The following is a 17,844-nucleotide window of genomic DNA, read 5'->3' on the forward strand; positions in this document are numbered from 1 at the left end:
ATGACCACCGCATCCGGCGCCGACCCCGGCTCCGGCACCCTCGTCGCGCCCCGCATCGCGTTCGCGCGCCGCGCGGCCGGCAAGACGAACCCGATCGGGGTGCACGCCGGCACCTGGACCGCGGGCTGGAGCGACGACGCCGCCCGCTCCGCCATCGCCGGCGCGGCCGAGGCCGGGTTCGACCTGATCGAAATCCCGTTGCCCACGCCCGACGAGCGGAACGCCGCCTTCACCCGCACGCTGCTCGAGGCATCCGGTCTCGACGCCGTCGTGTCGCTCGCGCTCGGCGTCGACACCGACATCAACACCGACGACCCGCGGGTGTCGGCGCGGGGCGAGCAGCAGCTGACGGATGCCGTCGACTACGCGGCCGCGATCGGGGCCGGCTACGTCGGCGGGGTGACGTTCTCGGCGATGACGAAGTACGCGCATCCGGCGACCCCGGCGTCGCGGGCGAACTCGCTCGCCGTGCTGCACCGCGTGGCCGAGACGGCACGGGGACTCGGCGTGCTGATCGGCCTGGAATACGTCAACCGCTACGAGAGCAACCTGCTCAACACCGCGGCCCAGACGGCCGAATTCATCGAGGAGCTCGAGGTGCTCGGCGCCGACAACGTGCTGCTGCACATCGACACCTACCACGCCAACCTCGAAGAGCCGTCGCTCGCGCACGCCGTTCGCGACGCCGGCCCGCTGCTCGGCTATCTGCACCTCGCCGAGAACCATCGCGGGCGACTCGGCACCGGCTCGCTCGACTGGAGCGGACTGTTCGGCGCCCTCGCCGCGTCGGGCTACAGCGGCCCGCTCACCTTCGAGTCGTTCTCGGCGGATGTCGCGTCGGCTGCCACGCGCGATGAGATCGGCCTCTGGCGCACCCTGTGGAGCGACCCCGCCGAGGTGTCGGCACAGGCCGCCGAGTTCATCGCCCGCGGGCTCGACGAGGCCGCGGCATCCGGTGCCGGCGCGCCCACCACCGCAGTTCCCCGGTCCGTCGCCTGACCGCGGCGGCGACACCACTCCGCCCCCACGTCTCCGCACCCGCCTCACCGCACCCCCTCTTCGTACCCATCTCTCCGCACCACCCTCTCAACCGAAGGAAGCGCAATGCCGATCAACACTCTCGGAGTCCACGCCCTCGTCTTCTCGGGCGGCACCACGCCGGCCGAGGTCGACTACACGATCGCCGAGACGAAGAAAGCGGGCTACGACCTGCTCGAGCTCTCGCTGCACGACGCCAAGAACCTCGACGTTCCTGCCGCGCGGGCCTCGCTCGAGGCGGCCGGTCTCGACATCGTGTGTTCGCGCGGTCTCGCCTTCGAGGCCGACGTATCGAGCGACGACCCGGCCAACGTGGCCCGCGGGGCGCAGCTGCTGCACGACTCGCTCATCATCACGCACGAGCTCGGCGGCACGCACTTCACCGGCGCCCTCTACAGCGCCCTCGGAAAGTACGGGCACGCCCTCACCGCCACGGGCCGCGCCAACGTGGTCTCGACCCTGAAAGAACTCGCGGTCGAAGCGCAGGGGCTCGGCATGACGCTCGGCCTCGAGATCTGCAACCGCTACGAGACCAACGTCATCAACACGGCGGCGGATGCGCTGCGCCTGGCCGACGACATCGGTCACGACAACGTGCTGATCCACCTCGACAGCTACCACATGAACATCGAGGAGGACGACTTCGTGCGCCCCGTGCACCTTGTGGGCGACCGTCTCGGCTACGTGCACATCGGCGAGAACCACCGTGGCTACCTGGGCTCGGGGCACCTCGACTTCACCTCGTTCTTCCATGCTCTGGCCGACATCGACTACACCGGACCGATCACGTTCGAATCGTTCTCGTCGGCCGTGGTGTCGCCGACGCTCTCGAACGACCTGGCGATCTGGCGCAACCTCTGGAACGATGGTCCGGCGCTCGCTGCGCACTCGAAGGGCTATCTGACGAACATGATCGAGGGGACCCGTGCCTACTGAGACCGGGCCGGAGACGCCGGCGACCGCGGCATCCGGAGCGACCGCGACATCCGGGGCTTCCGGCGACGACCGGCTCGACGACCTCGCCCGCCGGGCGCTCGGGCTCGTGCGACCGGGCAGCCGCGTCATCCTGGGCATCGCCGGCAGTCCCGGGGCCGGCAAGACGACGCTCGCGATCGACCTCGCCCGCCGGGTGAACGCCCTGAGCGCTCGCGACGGCGGGCCGGGAGCGCCGTTCGCGGCGCACCTGCCGATGGACGGCTACCACCTCGCCAACTCCACCCTCGACCGGCTCGGGCGGCACGACCGCAAGGGCGCCATCGACACGTTCGACGGCTGGGGCTTCGTGGCCCTGCTGCGGCGGCTGCGCGACGAACTCGACCATCCGGTCTACGCGCCGAGTTTCGACCGCACGGTCGAGGAGCCGATCGCGGCGGAGCTCGTGGTCGAGCCCGAGACCCGGCTCGTGATCGTGGAGGGCAACTACCTGCTCGTCGACGACGGGCCCTGGGCGTCGGTGAAGGGGATGCTGGCCGAGGCGTGGTTCTGCGAGACGAGCGACGCCGAGCGGTTGCGGCGCCTCGTGGTGCGTCACGAGCTGGGTGGCCGCTCGCCCGAGGCGGCGAAGGCCTGGGCCGAGACGGTCGACGGCAAGAACGCCGTGCTCATCGAGAGCACCGCGCCGCGCGCCGACCTCATCGTGTCGGGCGTGACCGCCGCCGTGCTCACGCCCTGACCCCGGGTGCTGTCGGCGGCACCATCCGCCCGGTCGCACAAACGGCTCTGTTTCGCGCGTCGGAGGACACTTTGCGCGACCGCGGTCGCCCGCCCGACCGCCCGCCTGACCAGCGGGCGCACGGAGCAGAGGCGTGCGTATAGTCGAGAGCATGCCCGAGGCATTCACCGTTCGCCGCACCGTCGAAGCCGACTGGCCCGAGGTGCGCCGGCTGCGACTCGAGATGCTCGCCGACACCCCGCTCGCCTACCTCGAGACCCTCGCGCACGCCGAGCGGCGCTCCGAGGCCGAGTGGCGCTCGTGGGCGCGCGACGGTTCGTCGGCCGACGCCATCACGGTGGTGGCGATCACCGGCGGCGGGCGCTGGGTGGCGACCATGATGTCGAAGGTGCCGTTCGGGGCATCCGGGCCCTACCTCTTGGGTGTCTACGTCGCCCCCGACATGCGGGGCAAGGATGCCGGCGTGACCGACGCCCTGCTCGGCGAGATCGAGCGTTGGGCGTCCACCCGCGGCGACACCCTCACGCTCGAGGTGCACGAGCTCAACGGCCGGGCGCGCGCCGCGTATGCGCAGCGCGGGTTCGTCGAGACCGGGGTCACGGTGCCCTACCCGCTCGACCGGTCGCAGCGCGAGATCCAGATGGTGAAGTCGCTCGCACCGGTGAGCTGAACTGCGCTGAGCGCGCTGAGCTGAACGGCGTCGAACTGCCCCGAAGCGAACTGAACTGACCGCGCCGCCGGCTCAGTTCGTGCGCGTGAGTGTGCCGATCTCGGTTCCGGATGCGTCGAGCACCGTCGCGGTGTCGCCCTCGATCGTGAGCGACCCGGCCCGGGTGAGCCACGGCTCGGCGCCCTCGCAGCCGATCAGGGTCGAGATCATCGACGAGAGCACGACCGTGCCGTCGTCGCCCTCGCTCCAGGTGCCGGCCAGGCTGTTGCAGCCGTCACTGCCGGAGACCTCGAAGTCGTCGGTGAGGGTGAGGTAGGCCTCCGCGCCGGTGCCGGCGAGGGGGCCGGCGCTCCACGTGCCGGTGACCGCCGCCGCGGCATCCGGAACCGTTCCCTCGGGAGCGGCGACGAGCGTCACGATCGGCGTGCCCTCGGCGTCGGCGAGCACCAGGTCGTCGCCTGCGATGAGCGCGACCCGCGCGTCGTGGAGGCTGCTCGGCAGGGCGGCTCCGGCGCACGCGATGAGGGTCTGCATGCCCGACGACGTGGTGAGCGAGCCGTCGGCGGCGACAGCCCAGCGCCCTCGGGCGCCGTTGCAGCCGTCGGAACCGGTCCAGGTGCCGTCGTCGGCGAACGCGAGGAACGGCACATCGGGGGCCTCGTAGTCGTCGCCGGTGACCCAGGCGCTCACCATGGTCTGCGCGGTGGCGGGCTCGGCGTCGGCGAGGCCGCCCGAACCGCTGCCGGAACTACCGCCCGAGCCGGGGTTCCCGCTGCCGGCACCCGAGGCGCACGCGGTTAGAGCCACGGATGCCGCCACGGCGGCCGCGGCCAGCACGATCGCTCTCGTGATGCTGCCGACCCTCATGCCGCGCTCCTCGCTCGCCCTGGGTTTTCACGCTAGCAACGCGAGATAACGGCGCGGACACGTTCTGCTTCGAACATGCTGGGCCGAGCCGGTAGGCCGCCACGCCCTACGAGAGATGGCGCTCGGCGAACACCGCCATCGCGTCGCGCACGAACGCCGCTCCGGCCGTGCCGCCGTAGTTCGCGGCGAAGCGCTCGTCGTTCGCATACAACTCGCCGAGCCCGGTGAAGTAGGCCTTCGTCGGCCCGCCGCCATCGCTGCCGGGCGTGCCGGGCACGGCCGCGAGCCAGTCGTACTGGCGCTGCGCGAGCGCTTGCGCCTCGGCACCGGCCGGGGCCACACCGCGGGCCGCGGCATCCTGCCAGTCGGCGCCGAGCCGCGCGAGTTCGGCCTGCCACGCCTTCTTCTGCTCGGGCGACTTGGCCCGCCACCACGAGTCGCCGGCCGCATAGGCGGCCGCGCCCCAGCGCTCTTCGACCTCGTCCTTGTAGACCGTGTGGTCGAATCCGTCGAACATGTTCTCTGCCATCAGTTGTCCCTTCTCCGTGATCGTGTCGAGCGTGCGGCGAACCGAGGCGATCTGCCGCGCCAGCCGTGCGCGCTCCGCCTCGAGCCACTCGAGGTGAGCGCGCAGCGCGGTGGGCTCGTCGGCCTGCTCGGCGAGCACGCCGGCGATCGCCGGCAGCCCGAGCCCGAGTTCGCGCAGCATCAGCACGCGCTGCAGTCGCACCAGGGCGGCCTCGTCGTAGTAGCGGTAGCCGTTCGCCCCGACGCGGCTCGGCTGCACGAGCCCCACCTGCGCGTAGTGCCGCAGCGTGCGGCTCGTCGTGCCCGCCAATCGGGCCACCTCCTGAATCGGCCAGTCCATCCGGCTCTCCTCTCCGTCGCTCGTCATCGACCCTACGAGTTGACGCAGCGTCAATGTCAAGAGCCGCGCAATGGGACGATTCCGCAGTCGTAGTAACGTCGAAACATGGCACGCATCGGCGACAGCGAACTCGACGTCTTTCCGCTCTCACTCGGCGGCAACGTCTTCGGCTGGACGGCCGATCACGAGGAATCGCTCGCCATCCTCGACGCGCACGCCGCCGGCGGCGGCAACTTCATCGACACCTCCGACAGCTACATGGCGAGCGTGCCGGGCAACTCCGGCGGGGAGTCCGAGACGATCATCGGCGAGTGGTTCACGACCCGGGGCACGCGCGACGCGACCGTCATCGCGACCAAGGTGAGCCGGCATCCGCAGTTCCCCGGGCTCTCGGGCGACAACATCCGCCGCGCCGCCGACGCGTCGCTCGGCCGCCTGCAGACCGATCGCATCGACCTCTACTACGCACACTTCGAAGACCCGAACACGCCGCTCGAAGAGACCGCCGAAGCCTTCGACGCGGTCGTGCGCGAGGGCAAGGTGCGTTACACCGCGCTTTCGAACTTCTCGCCCGAGAACATCGAGGCCTACATCGCCATCTGCAAGGCCAACGGTTACGCCCTGCCGGTCGCCCTGCAACCGCACTACAACCTCGTGCACCGCAACGACTTCGAAGACCACCTGGCGCCCATCGCCGAACGCGAGCACCTCGGCGTCGTGCCCTACTACGCCCTCGCGAGCGGCTTCCTCACCGGCAAATACCGCTCCAAGACCGAAGAGCACGACCGCGCCCGCGCGAAGGCCGCCGCGAAATACGTCACCGACCAGGGGCTGCGCATCGTCGACGAGCTCGAGCGCATCGGCGGTGAGCACGGCGTCTCGATCGCCACCACCGCCCTCGCCTGGCTGCTCGCGAAGCCCACCGTCGTCGCGCCCATCGCGAGCGCCTCGCGGGTCGAACAGGTCGCCGACCTGCTCGCGGTCGCCACCGTCGAGCTCAGCGCCGACGACGTCGCCCGACTCGACGCTGTCTCGGCCTGGAGGCCTTCCGGGGGCGACGCGTGACTCCGGTCTTCGGTCGGCGCGGCAAGAAGAACCCGCAGTCGCCCGACCGCCCCGAGCCGACGCCGAGCGCTCCGGATGCCGCCGGGGCGGTGGCCTCGCGCCGCGCCTTCCTCAAGGCCGCCGCCGTGGGCGCCGCCGGAGCGGCGGCGGGCGGCGTCGCCGGAGCGGCCATCGGCGCCGGCGTCTACGCGCAGGAGTCGACCCTCGACTTCGCCGCCGAGCAGAAGGAGCAGAAGGCCGGCTTCGAGCACCTCGTGGTGCTGATGTATGAGAACCGCTCGTTCGACAACCTGTTCGGCTGGCTCTACAAGAACGAAGAGCTCACCAACGGCCAGTCGTTCGAGGGCCTGCACCAGGGCGACTACTCCAACCCGGTGCCGGGCACCGACGAGGTCATCAAAGCCCACGCCTACACCGGGTCGACCGACGAGATCATGGGCAGCCCGAACCCCGACCCGGGCGAGGAGTATCCGCACGTCAACACCCAGCTGTTCCAGAAGGTCGACCCCGAAGACAACCGCGACCTGCACGCGAACGGCCTGAGCTACCCGTTCAACGCCCCCGGTCCCAACGAATCGCCCACGATGAAGGGCTTCGTCGAGGACTACATCATCAACTACCGCCGCATCACGAAAGACAAGAAGCAGCCCACCCGCAAGGAGTACGAGCTCGCGATGGGCGGCTTCAGTCCCGACATGCTGCCGGTGTTCTCGACGCTGGCGAAGAACTTCGCGGTCTACGACCACTGGTTCGCCGCGGTGCCGTCGCAGACCTTCTGCAACCGCGTGTTCTTCCACGCCTCCACCTCGCACGGCTACGTCACCAACAAGGGCGACGGCGGCTACGACAAGTGGCTCGACGCGAGCACGGCACAGGCGCCGACCATCTTCAACCGCCTCGAAGAGGCGGGTCTCTCCTGGCGCGTCTACTACGACGCCGCCCAGCTGGTGTCGATGACGGGCGTGCTGCACTCCCCGGTGCTCGAGCCCTACTGGAAGACCAATTTCCGGGTCATGGAGCAGTTCTACGACGACGTCGCCAACGGCGACCTGCCCGACTACTCCTTCATCGAACCGCGCATGATCTACAACCACAACGACATGCATCCGCCGCACGGGGTGCTGCGCGAGAGCGACATGACCGAGACCGACGGCGACACCGCGATCGACGAGGTCGTGGTCGACGGCGCAGTGTCGGATGCGCGGGCCGGCGACGCCCTGCTGCACGCGATCTACTCGGCCATCCGCAAGAGCGACTCCGCGAGCGGCTCGAACGCGATGAACACGATGCTGCTGGTGACCTTCGACGAGCACGGCGGCACCTTCGACCACGTTCCCCCGCCCGCCGCGACACCGCCCCGCAACGGCGACGCCGGCGAGATGGGGTTCACCTTCGACCGCTTCGGCTGCCGGGTGCCCGCGATCGCCATCTCGGCCTACACGGCGAAGAACACCATCATCAACGAGCAGATGGACCACGGGTCGGTCATCGCCACACTCACCAAGCTGCACGGGCTGAAGCCGCTGACCCGGCGCGACCTGAACTCCCGCGACATGTTCAACGCGGTCAACCTCAAGAAGCCCCGCCCCGCGAGCGAGTGGCCCCAGACCATGCCGCAGTACACACCGCCCAACCCCGAGGTGAGCTTCGACGCGACATCCGAGGCTCAGCGGGTGAAGCCGATCAGCAATCCGGCGAAGGGGCTGCTCGGGCTGCTGATCGCGAAATACGGCGTCAAGGGCGAGCCCGAGCCCGACACCTACGCCGAGGCGTTCGCGGCCCTGATGGAGACCCAGAACGAGAACGGGCAGCTCTTCGGCACGCTCGACTCGGTCGACGGCACCCACTCGCCCGACCCGAACGCGAAGAAGGACTCGGACACGAGGTAGGACTCTGGCACGAAGTAGCGCGCTAGATCGGCGCCGACGCCGGCTCGATCGCCCGGGGGCGCCGGAAGCCGATGAGCAGCACCACCGCCGAGAGGCCCGCGCAGACCGTCATCACCGCGGCCGCCGGCACCGGCGACGTGACGCCGAAGACCCCGACGAGCGGGGCTGCGAGCGCTCCGGCCACCATGTTGGTGGCGCCGATGAGCGACGCGGCGGCGCCGGCCCGCACGCCGTGGTGGCGCAGCGCCGTGCTCTGCAGGGTCGGCGAGATGACCCCGAAGGTGGTCGTGAAGGCGAACAGCGGAATGAGAAAGCCGAGCAGCCCGAGCCCCGGCGCGGCGATCAGACCGATCAGCAGCACGCCCGCCGTGCCGAACAGCACGAGGGTGCCGCCGCGGGCCAGCGCCGTGACGTCGATGCGGCCGGCGAGCCGCGCGCTGATCTGGGCGCCCGCGATCATCAGGGCGCCGTGCCCGCCGAACACGATGGCGTACTGCGTCGGATCGAGCCCGAACACCCCCTGGAACAGAAAAGCGGATGACGCCATGTAGCTCATCATCGCTGCCCACTGCAGGGCTCCCGCCCCGATGGCCGAGCGGTAGAGCCGGTCGCCGGCGAGCGCCCGGTAGTCGTCGCGCAACCGGGCCTTCTCGCGCAGCGCCCGTCGCGCCGGCGGGTTCGTCTCGTGCCGCGCGAGCACCAGCAGCGCGGCGATCAGCAGAGCGCAGCCATAGGCCACGAGCAGCCAGAACAGTCCCCGCCAATCGGTGAGCCGCAGCAGCTGGGCGCCGAGAGCCGGCGAGGCGACCACGAACACCCCGTTCACCAGCTGCAGCCGGGCGAGCAGCTTCACCATCACCGCACCCTCGGCGCGGTCGCGCACGATGGCGAGGATGATCACCGCGGTCGCCGCCGCGCCGATGCCCTGCACGAGCCGCAGCCCCACCAGCACCTCGATCGAGGGCGCCACGGCGCATCCCGTGCTCGCCGCCGCATACAGCACGAGGGCCACGAGCAGCGGGCGGATGCGCCCCACCCGGTCACTGAGCGGCCCCGCGATCACCTGCCCGCAGGCCATGCCGATGAACGCCCCGGTGAGCGTGAACTGCACGAACGAGGGGCTGGTGGCGAACTCGCGCTCGATCTGGGGGAACGACGGCAGGTAGAGGTCCATCGTGAGCGGCCAGATGGCCTGGATGAACCCCAGCGTCACGAAGAACGCGGCGGGCAGCCGACCCGGCCGGTCACCACGCATAGGCCTCCGGCGCCTGTCCGCCGGGCCCGGGCCAGATGCGGTCGAGCTCGGCGAGCTGCGCGTCATCGAGGGCGATGTCGAGTGCCGCGATCGCCCCAGTGAGCTGCTCAGCCGTGCGCGGGCCGACGATGGGCGCCGTGACGGCCGGCTGGTGCAGCAGCCAGGCCAGCGCGAGTTGCGCCGGGTCGAAGCCGTTCGCATCGGCGAACGCCTCGTAGGCCTCGATCTTCGGCCGGCGGTCGCCCAGCCGGTCGAGATCTTGCGACCGGCTGCGGTCGGTCTTCTTCAGCACGCCGCCGAGCTGCCCGCTGGCCAGGGGCGACCAGGGCAGCAGGCCCATGCCGTAGTTGAGGGTAGCGGGAACGACCTCGAGCTCGAGCGTGCGCTGGGCCAGGTTGTAGACCGACTGCTCGGTCACGAGTGGCAGCTGGCGGTTCGCCTGCGCGTGCTCGCGGTATTGCGCGATGTTCCACCCGGCGAAGTTCGACGAGCCCAGGTAGAGGATCTTGCCCTGCTCGCGCAGCAACGTGAACGCGTCGAGCACCTCGTCGAGGGGCACGGTGCGCTCGATGTGGTGCATCTGGTAGAGATCGATGCGGTCGGTGCCGAGGCGGCGCAGCGAGGCATCCACGGCGGCCCGGATGTGCACGGCCGAGAGCCCCCGGTCGTTCTTGCCCGGCCCCATCGGGCCCTGCACCTTCGTGGCCAGCACGATGTCGTCGCGGTTGCCGCGAGCCCGCAGCCATTCGCCGACGAGCTCTTCGGTCTGGCCCTCGTTGTCGCCCCACGGTCCGCCGCCGTAGACGTCGGCGGTGTCGACGAAGGTGATGCCCGACTCCATCGCGAGATCGAGGATGCCGAACGACTCCTCGGTGCCGATGACCGGGCCGAAGTTCATCGTGCCGAGCGCGATGCGGCTCACGGTGGCGCCCGAGGCGCCCAGGTGGGTGTACTTCATCGAGCCGCCTCCTCGTCGGTGCGCACGATGGCCCAGTCGAAGCGGCCGAGTTCGAGGTCGGTGACGGATGCCCCGGTCACCAGGTCGGTTCCCCGCACGGGCACCCGCACCGTCTCGGTGCCGTGGTTGATGACGGTCAGCACGTCTCCGCGCCGCGCCGCCTCGACCCAGTCGTTCGGGGCGTCGATGACGGGCCGGGCGCCGGCCAGCCCGGCCGCCCAGCCGAGCACCGACACCATTCCGGCGTCGTCGGGGATGGTGGCGAGGTAGTGCGCCCGCCCGGCGCCCGCGACCTTGCTGGTGAGGGCCGGGAAGCCGGCCAGACGGCCGTCGGAGAAGCGGCCGAGCACCTCGGCCGGCGCCTCCCCGCCGAGAGCGGGAGCATCGGCGGCCAGCACGCGGATCTCCTCGGCCAGGTACTGCCCGCGCACCGCGCCGAAGGGACCCTCGACGGTGGCGTGGTTCTCGCCCGGTGCCGCGCCGCCGCCGCCTCCCGTGGCGCCGGCCTCACCGGCCGACGACGCGACCACGGCCGCCGGCGGCGGCACGAGCGCGCCGAAGTCGTCGACCGTCACGCCCAGAACGGAGCGCAGGCCCACGAGGAAACCGCCGTCGCGGAATGCGTCCGACTCGTCGACCACGTCGCTGAACGCGGTGGCCAGCAGGTGGCCGCCGGCGCGCACGTAGCCCGAGAGGTTCTCGGCCGCGGCATCCGTCAGCAGGTAGGCATGGGGCAGCAGCACGAGCGAGTAGCCCGACAGGTCGCCCGTGGGCTGCACGAAGTCGACGCCGAGGTTCTGGCGGTGCAGCGCGGCATACCAGCGCTGCACGAGCAGCAGGTAGTCGAGCACGACCGGGTGGTCGGGGTTCGACAGCGCCCACCAGTTCTCCCAGTCGAACACGATGGCGACGGATGCCCCGCTGCCACCCGCGGCTCCGGCCGGCAGGGTGGGCAGCTGTGCCAGCTCGCCGCCGAGCTGCACGACCTCGCGCCAGGTGCGGGTCTCGAGGCCCGCCTGGGGCACCATCGAGGAGTGGAACTTCTCGCTGCCGCGGCGCGACTGCCGCCACTGGAAGAAGAAGATGCCGTCGGCGCCCCGGCCGATGGCCTGCGCGCTGAGCGCCGCCATCTGGCCGGGGGCCTTCGGTGCGTTGCTCGGCCGCCAGTTCACCGCGTTGGTGGCCTGCTCCATCAGCACCCAGGGGGTGCCGGGCTTCAGCGAGCGCATCAGGTCGCGCGTGAACGCCGCGCCGCGGAACGACTCCGGGTCGTTCGGGTCGGCGTAGTTGTCGTCGCTCACGAAGTCGAGCTCGGCCGCCCACTTCCAGTAGTCGAGCGGCGGGAAGGCTCCCATGAAGTTCGTGGTGATGGGCTGCGTGGCGCCGGCCTCGCGGATGATGTCGCGCTCCATCGTGTAGAGCTCGAGCAGGGTGTCGGAGGTGTAGCGCTTGAAGTCGAGCGCGCCGGCCGGGTTGTGGCTGTAGGGCGCCTTGCGCGGCGGCACGATCTCGTCGAACGAGCCGTAGACCTGCGACCAGAACATCGTGCCCCAGGCCGTGTTGAGCGCGTCGATCGTGCCGTATTTGCGCTCGAGCCAGAGCCGGAAGTGCCGGGCCGCGTTGTCGGAGTAGTCGTAGTGCAGGTGGCAGCCGTATTCGTTGTTGACGTGCCACAGGGCGACCGCCGGATGATTCGCGTAACGCCCGGCGAGCTCTCGCACGAGGCGCGCGGCCAGGCGGCGGTAGTCGGGCGAGCTCGGCGCGTAGTGCTGACGACTGCCCTGCCAGTAGATCGCGCCGTTCTCGTCGCGCGGCAGCATGTCGGGATAGGCGGTGACCGCCCAGGCCGGCGGCGACGCCGTGGTGGTGGCGAGGTCGACCTGGATGCCGTTCTCGTGCAGCAGGTCGAGCACCGTGTCGAGCCAGGCGAAGTCGAAGGTGTTCTCATCGGGCTGGATGCGGGCCCAGGCGAAGATGCCGAGGCTCACCATGGTGACGTTCGCCTCGCGCATGAGCCTGACGTCTTCGTGCCACACCGTCTCGGGCCATTGTTCGGGGTTGTAGTCGCCGCCGTAATGCATGTCGTTCTCTCGTTTCAGTGGTGTTCGGTCGCGGGTGGTGCGGGGGTCGGTTCAGTGGCCGGTCGACTCGGTGCCCGGTCGGTTCAGTGCCCGGTCGACTGCCGTGGCACGAGCTCGGGCACGAAGCGTGTCTGCAGGGTCGAGGCGCCCGCCGGGTTCAGCTGCTCGAGCAGCAGCTTGGCGGCGTTGGCGCCCATCTCGTAACTCGGCTGCCTCACCGAGGTGAGCGGCACCACGGCCGTCGAGGCGTAGTCGATGTCGTCGTAGCCCACGATGAGCACGTCGCCCGGAATCGAGATGCCGTGGCTGATCAGGCTCTGCAGCACACCGAGCGCCACGTGGTCGTTTCCGGCGAAGATGCCGTCGGGCCGGTCGTCGGGTGGCATCGCCGAGATGCGGTCGCCGATCTCACGGCCGAGCTGAGGGTTGAGCGTCTCGGTGCCGAAGAAGGTGAACCGGGCACCGGATGCCTCCACCGTGGCCCGGGCGCCCTCGAGACGTTCGCGCATCTGCGCCACCCGCAGGGGGCCGCCGATGAAGGCGATGTGGCGGCATCCGTTCTCGAGCAGGTGGGTGGCGGCCATGGTGCCGCCCAGCACGTCGTCGAGCGAGATGGAGGGGTAGACCCCGGCCGGGTCGACCCGGTCGACGAGCACCACGGGCACGTCGCGCTGCCGGAAGCGCTCGAGCAGTTCGAGCGACTCGCTGACCGGCGCGATCAGCACCCCGTCGAGGCGCTGCCGCTCGAACAGGTCGAGATAGCGCCGCTCGCGATCGACGTGGTCGTAGCTGTTGCCCACGATCACCGAGTAGCCGGCCTGTTCGGCGGCGTCTTCGGCACCCAGGGCGAGATCCGAGAAGAACGGGTTGGTGATGTTGATCACGGCCATGCCGATGGCTTCGCTGCGCCCCGCCCGCAGCTGGCGGGCGGCGATGTTGGGCACGTAGCCGAGCAGGTCGATGGCTTCGGCCACGCGTGCCGCAGCGCGCTTGGACACCAGCTCGGGTCGGTTCAGCGCGTTCGACACGGTGCTGACCGAGACTCCCGCTCGCGCGGCCACGTCGCGGATTCCGATCTCAGGCACGTCGACCCCCCACCTGCTGCAGCGTGCGCAGCAGTCGCAGGCGGTTGTCGATCTTGACGGCCGCCGGGCCGTGCACCACGGTGATGCCCCAGACTGTATCGGCTGCGGCGAGGTCGGGTGCGACGGGCCGCGGTGCGGCGTCGTCGTGGGCGGCGTCACTGTGAGCGGCGGGACCGCCGGTGACCGTGCGGCGATCGGGCGAGAGGCTGAGGCGCGTGGTGTCGTCGGCCACCACGGCGATGCCGGCGTCGCTCCGCACGACAACGCCGTCGAACTGCACGTCGTCGTCGAAGCGCAGCACGAACCCGGCCGCGTGGGCGGTGATCTGGCCCACCTGGTGGCCGTGGCTGAAGACGCCCAGCGCGGGATCGGCCGCGGCATCCGTGCGTGCCGCGAGCATGAGATAACCGCTCACCAGCCGCCACACGGGCGCCGAGGTCGCGTGGGCGTCGGCGAACCGGCCGAGCGCGGTGCGCGCGGGGTCGTAGCCGAGCCAGATGAGCTCGTAGTCGAGGGCGTCGGCGGCCACGTCGCCCCATGGCGTCAGCACGGGCACGCTCCCGCGGGCCGACTTGTGCTCGGCGCGCTGAGGCTGCATGCTCGGATGCGCCCGGCGAGCTGCCGTGCGGAGGAGGCCGGAATGCAGTCGATCGTCGTCGTCTCAGGAGTCGGTGCGCACAGCGACCCGTGGCACGCCCTGCCCGCGACGAGTGCCCGCGTTGCCGAGGTGCTCGCGCCGCTCGGCGAGGTGCGGGTAGTGGCGACCGACGACCCGGCCCTGACCGGTGAGATGGCGGCATCCGACGTCGTGGTGGTGAACGTGAGCGGCGACCTGGCGGCGCCGCCGGCCGATTCGCGCGCGCTCGTCGACGCGCTCGAGGCGCACTCGGCGGCGGGACGGGGCATCGTGGCGCTGCACTCGTCGAGCCTCGCCTTCGGCGACGACCCGCGCTGGGCCGCGCTGCTCGGCGGACGGTGGGTGCCGGGCACCACGATGCATCCGCAGATCGGCCACGCGGTGGTGCAGGCGACGGATGCCGGCCGCGATCTGCTCGACGGGCTCGACGACTTCGTGCTGTACGACGAGCGGTACACCGCCCTGGAGACCCGCGCCGACGCCCGGGTGCTCGCCGAGCACACGGAAGACGGGATGACCCATCCGCTCGTCTGGGGCCGCGAGCGCGGCGCCGAACGCGACGAGCGCGACGCCGAGCGCGGCACAGCGCGAGCGAGCGGGCGCGGGCGCGTCGCATACGACGCTCTCGGCCACGGCGTGGAGTCGTTCGACTCCCCGGAGCACCGCCGTCTGGTCACCGGCCTGGTCGTCTGGGCCGCCGAGCCGGTCTGACGCACTCCCCCACTGCTCACCCGCCAGGTCGTCGGGGCAGGCGAGCCGGGCTGACCCTCAGTCACCGATCCAGGTGGCGGGGCTCGGGCAGAGCTGCTCGAGCTCGCGCCAGAGGTCGTCGGGAACGGGCAGCGACACGTTCTCGATCGCGTCGTCGAGCTGCGCGGGTGACACCACGCCGCACACGGTCGACGCGATGCGCGGATCGCGGGTCGAGAACTGCAGGGCGGCCGCGATGAGCGGCACGCCGTGCCGGTCGCACGCGGCACCCATGGCGTCGACGGCGTCGAGCAGCTCGGTCGGCGCCGCCGAGTAGTGGTAGCGGTCGGATGCCCGTGGCCACTGCGTCAGGATGCCGCCGCCGTAGACCGCGGCATTCACCACGCCCACCCCGGCCGCGTGGGCCGCGCCGATCAGCCGATCGGCCGTGCGGTCGACCAGGGTGAACCGGTTGTGCGTGATCAGGGCGTCGAAGAGCCCGGTCTCGACGAACTCGAGCAGCATCGAGGCCGGCCCGCCCGAGATGCCGATGTGGTCGGCGTAGCCTTCGTCGCGCAACCGCTGCAGGCTCTCCACCGGGCCGCCAGGGGCCATCGCGGCCTCGAAGCCGATGTGCTCGGGGTCGTGCAGATAGAGGATGGGCAGGCGATCGACGCCCAGGCGCCCGAGGCTCTCGTCGAGCGAGGCCCGCATGCGGTCGGCGTCGAACGAACCCGACACCGGATGCCGGTCGAGCTTGGTCTGCAGCACGAAGCCGTCGGGCACGCCGCCCGCTTCCCGCACGGCTTCGCCGATGCGGCGCTCGCTCTCGCCGTCGCCGTAATTGTTCGACGTGTCGAGCATGTTCACCGGCCCGGCGAAGGCGCGAAGGGCCGTCTGCACGGCGTCGCTCTCGCTCACGGTCACGCCGTGCACGGGCGAGTCGACGCCCCAGGCCGCGGTGCCCACGCAGATGCTCGACACCCGCAACCCGGTGCGGCCGAGCACGGCCGTGGGGATGGTGCTGGTCGTCATTCGAACGAGTCACCCCCGCGGAACCGGTCGACGAGCACCGCGGCGAGCAGAATCGCGGCCGTGATGAGGTCGAGGTAGTTCGGGTCGGTGAAGGTGACGTTGAGGATGTTCGTGATGCCGGCCACCACGAGCAGGCCCAGCAGGCCGCCGATCGGGTTGCCGACGCCGCCGCGGGTGATCGAGTAGCCGCCGATCATGAGCGCCGCGTAGATCTGGAACTCCAGGCCCGTGCCCAGCACGTTCGACGCCGAGCCGAGCTGGCCGACATAGAGGATGCCGCCCACGGCGGCGCCGACCGAGCTCGCGACAAGCGCGATGACCCGCACCTTCGACACCGAGATGCCCGCGCGTGCGGCGGCGCGGTCGTCGCCGCCCACGGCCTGCACCTTGCGGCCGATGCGCGTCTTCGACACGATGCCGGCGGCGATGAGCGTCACCCCGATGCCGATCAGGAGCAGGGTGGGGAAGCCGGCGATGGCGCCCTGCGTGACGTTGTAGAGCGGTTCGATCAGGGTCGACGGCGGCGCGTTCACCACGATCACCTGCGACAGCCCGCGCAGCAGCGTCAGCATGCCCAGGGTCACGGCCAGCGGCTCGGCGCCGAAGCGCACGATGACGAAGGCGTTCGTGAGCCCCACCACGACACCCACCACCACGGTGATGAGCGCGACCAGCCAGGCGTTGAGGCCGGCGGCCACGAGCTGGTTGAAGATGACGGCGCCGAAGCCCACCATCGACCCGATCGACAGGTCGACGACGCCCGCGAGCAGGGCGAACGACGCCATCACGCCGACGATCAGGGGGATGGCGACGCTGACGCCCACGATCTGGATGTTCGAGGGCGAGAAGAAGCTCGGGCCCACCCAGATGAGACCGACGAGCAGCGTCACGACCAGAGTGGCGGTGATGCTGCCCACCGGGCCGCGGAAGGAGTTCAGGATGCGACGGTGGGCCGGCAGCACCGGGTCGTCGAAGAGCGTGGTGGCCGGGGTGGCGGTGGTGGTCATCGCGCCGTCCTTTTCAGTCGGTAGCCGTCGATGCCGACGGCGATGATCAGCAGCGCGCCCTGGAACACGAGGGCCCAGGCGGGAGCGAGGCCGAAGAAGGCGATGGAGGTGGGGATGGTGGCGAAGAAGCCGATGCTCAGCAGCAGCACGAGCAGGTTTCCCTTGCCCCCGGAGAGACTGATGCCGGCGAGGATCACGGCGCCGATCACGATGAGCTGGAAGCTCGCTCCGGCCGCGGGGGTGAAGCTCGGGGTGACGGCGCTGAACATCACGCCGGCGAGTCCGGCCACGGCGCCGGCGCCGATGAAGCTGCCGAGGCGCATCCGTCGCAGGTTGATGCCGCGGGCCTTGGCGGCCGAGGCGTTGCCGCCCACCGCGATCAGGCGGCGTCCCCACCGGGTGTAGGCGAAGGCGAGCCCGCCGAGCACGATCACCATCACCATCGGCCAGAAGATGTTCGGCAGGCCGAGGAATCGCCCGAGCCCGTAGAGCCGCAGGTCGGACTGCGCCGGGATCTGCGCCGACTTGAAGAAGATGAGCATCACCGCGAGGCCGCCGAATCCGGTGGCCAGGGTGACGATGATGGGGTTGAGCTTGCCGAACACCACGATGATGCCGTTCAGCGCACCCCAGGCCATGCCGGTGAGGATGCCGACCGGGATGGCGACCCAGGTCGGCAGGCCGTTGTTCAGCACGGTCACCGTGGCCCACGCGCTGACGATCAGCGAAACGGGCAGGCTCAGGTCGAGCAGGCCGCCCGAGATGACGATGATCGCCTGCGACACCGCGAGGATGCCGGTGATCGACATCGTGAAGGTGATCGCGAGCAGCGATTGGGTCGAGAGGAAGTCGGGTCGCACGATGGTCGTGGCGACGATGAGGGCGACCCACACGCCCGCGATGCTGAGGGCATCGCGGGCGCTCACGGGGAGCCCCCGGGAGTCCGGGCGGCGGGTCTTGCCGCCCGGGCTCCGGGGTGCGGCCGGATCGGCCGGGGTGATGAGTGACGTGGTCATGTTTCCAGTAC

Annotated in this window: 17 protein-coding genes; 7 read left to right on the top strand and 10 right to left on the bottom strand. The window is 70.7% G+C overall.

Annotated elements, in window-relative coordinates:
• The 4 genes from N1032_RS12965 to N1032_RS12980 all read left to right on the top strand — a co-directional run bounded on the left by N1032_RS12965 (position 1) and on the right by N1032_RS12980 (position 3,380).
• Entirely contained in the window at positions 1-999 is a 999-nt protein-coding gene (locus N1032_RS12965; protein WP_259539513.1) for a sugar phosphate isomerase/epimerase family protein, read from the top strand.
• A gap of 105 nt (positions 1,000-1,104) precedes the next feature.
• A complete protein-coding gene (locus tag N1032_RS12970; protein WP_259539514.1) occupies positions 1,105-1,974 on the top strand; it encodes a sugar phosphate isomerase/epimerase family protein in 870 nt (289 codons plus the stop codon).
• On the top strand, positions 1,964-2,710 hold the full coding sequence (locus N1032_RS12975) for a nucleoside/nucleotide kinase family protein (protein ID WP_259539515.1): 747 nt from the start codon (positions 1,964-1,966) through the stop codon (positions 2,708-2,710). The genes N1032_RS12970 and N1032_RS12975 overlap by 11 nt, the downstream gene beginning before the upstream one ends.
• Before the next feature lie 151 nt (positions 2,711-2,861).
• Positions 2,862-3,380: a GNAT family N-acetyltransferase gene (locus N1032_RS12980; RefSeq protein ID WP_259539516.1), complete on the top strand. Its 519-nt coding sequence runs from the start codon at positions 2,862-2,864 to the stop codon at positions 3,378-3,380.
• Positions 3,381-3,452: 72 nt separating this feature from the next.
• On the opposite strand, the gene N1032_RS12985 is transcribed toward N1032_RS12980, so the two are convergent.
• The gene (locus N1032_RS12985; RefSeq protein ID WP_259539517.1) at positions 3,453-4,247 is read right to left on the bottom strand and encodes an META domain-containing protein; all 795 of its coding nucleotides are present in this window, start codon (positions 4,245-4,247) and stop codon (positions 3,453-3,455) included.
• Positions 4,248-4,353: 106 nt separating this feature from the next.
• Positions 4,354-5,115, bottom strand: a complete 762-nt coding sequence (locus N1032_RS12990; RefSeq protein ID WP_259539518.1) for a MerR family transcriptional regulator — start codon at positions 5,113-5,115, stop codon at positions 4,354-4,356.
• Between the two features lie 105 nt (positions 5,116-5,220).
• Here N1032_RS12990 and N1032_RS12995 point away from each other — a divergent pair, with 105 nt between their 5' ends.
• Together N1032_RS12995 and N1032_RS13000 are read left to right on the top strand one after the other, a co-directional pair.
• Positions 5,221-6,180, top strand: a complete 960-nt coding sequence (locus N1032_RS12995) for an aldo/keto reductase (protein ID WP_259539519.1) — start codon at positions 5,221-5,223, stop codon at positions 6,178-6,180.
• Positions 6,177-8,069, top strand: coding sequence for an alkaline phosphatase family protein (locus N1032_RS13000; RefSeq protein ID WP_259539520.1), 1,893 nt, complete (start codon positions 6,177-6,179; stop codon positions 8,067-8,069). Before N1032_RS12995 ends, N1032_RS13000 begins: the two co-directional genes overlap by 4 nt.
• A gap of 22 nt (positions 8,070-8,091) precedes the next feature.
• Here N1032_RS13000 and N1032_RS13005 read toward each other — a convergent pair whose 3' ends face one another.
• From N1032_RS13005 to N1032_RS13025, 5 genes are all read right to left on the bottom strand, one after another.
• Complete coding sequence (locus tag N1032_RS13005) at positions 8,092-9,324, bottom strand: multidrug effflux MFS transporter (protein ID WP_259539521.1); 1,233 nt, start codon at positions 9,322-9,324, stop codon at positions 8,092-8,094.
• Complete coding sequence (locus N1032_RS13010; RefSeq protein WP_259539522.1) at positions 9,314-10,282, bottom strand: aldo/keto reductase; 969 nt, start codon at positions 10,280-10,282, stop codon at positions 9,314-9,316. Before N1032_RS13010 ends, N1032_RS13005 begins: the two co-directional genes overlap by 11 nt.
• On the bottom strand, positions 10,279-12,363 hold the full coding sequence (locus N1032_RS13015) for a beta-galactosidase (protein ID WP_259539523.1): 2,085 nt from the start codon (positions 12,361-12,363) through the stop codon (positions 10,279-10,281). Before N1032_RS13015 ends, N1032_RS13010 begins: the two co-directional genes overlap by 4 nt.
• 83 nt (positions 12,364-12,446) lie before the next feature.
• Complete coding sequence (locus N1032_RS13020) at positions 12,447-13,448, bottom strand: LacI family DNA-binding transcriptional regulator (protein WP_259539524.1); 1,002 nt, start codon at positions 13,446-13,448, stop codon at positions 12,447-12,449.
• The gene (locus tag N1032_RS13025; protein ID WP_259539525.1) at positions 13,441-14,046 is read right to left on the bottom strand and encodes a hypothetical protein; all 606 of its coding nucleotides are present in this window, start codon (positions 14,044-14,046) and stop codon (positions 13,441-13,443) included. Before N1032_RS13025 ends, N1032_RS13020 begins: the two co-directional genes overlap by 8 nt.
• 42 nt (positions 14,047-14,088) lie before the next feature.
• Here N1032_RS13025 and N1032_RS13030 point away from each other — a divergent pair, with 42 nt between their 5' ends.
• Complete coding sequence (locus N1032_RS13030; protein WP_259539526.1) at positions 14,089-14,796, top strand: ThuA domain-containing protein; 708 nt, start codon at positions 14,089-14,091, stop codon at positions 14,794-14,796.
• A 57-nt stretch (positions 14,797-14,853) separates the two neighbouring features.
• Here the strand turns inward: N1032_RS13030 and N1032_RS13035 are convergent, their stop codons facing one another.
• Genes N1032_RS13035 through N1032_RS13045 form a run of 3 tightly spaced genes read right to left on the bottom strand, consistent with a single transcriptional unit; the run spans position 14,854 to position 17,833 of the window.
• A complete protein-coding gene (locus N1032_RS13035) occupies positions 14,854-15,810 on the bottom strand; it encodes an aldo/keto reductase (RefSeq protein WP_259539527.1) in 957 nt (318 codons plus the stop codon).
• Positions 15,807-16,817, bottom strand: coding sequence for an ABC transporter permease (locus N1032_RS13040; RefSeq protein WP_259539528.1), 1,011 nt, complete (start codon positions 16,815-16,817; stop codon positions 15,807-15,809). Before N1032_RS13040 ends, N1032_RS13035 begins: the two co-directional genes overlap by 4 nt.
• A complete protein-coding gene (locus N1032_RS13045; RefSeq protein WP_259539529.1) occupies positions 16,814-17,833 on the bottom strand; it encodes an ABC transporter permease in 1,020 nt (339 codons plus the stop codon). The genes N1032_RS13040 and N1032_RS13045 overlap by 4 nt, the downstream gene beginning before the upstream one ends.
• Between the last annotated feature and the right edge of the window lie 11 nt (positions 17,834-17,844).

Source organism: Herbiconiux daphne (genome assembly GCF_024979295.1).
Lineage (GTDB): Bacteria > Actinomycetota > Actinomycetes > Actinomycetales > Microbacteriaceae > Herbiconiux > Herbiconiux daphnes.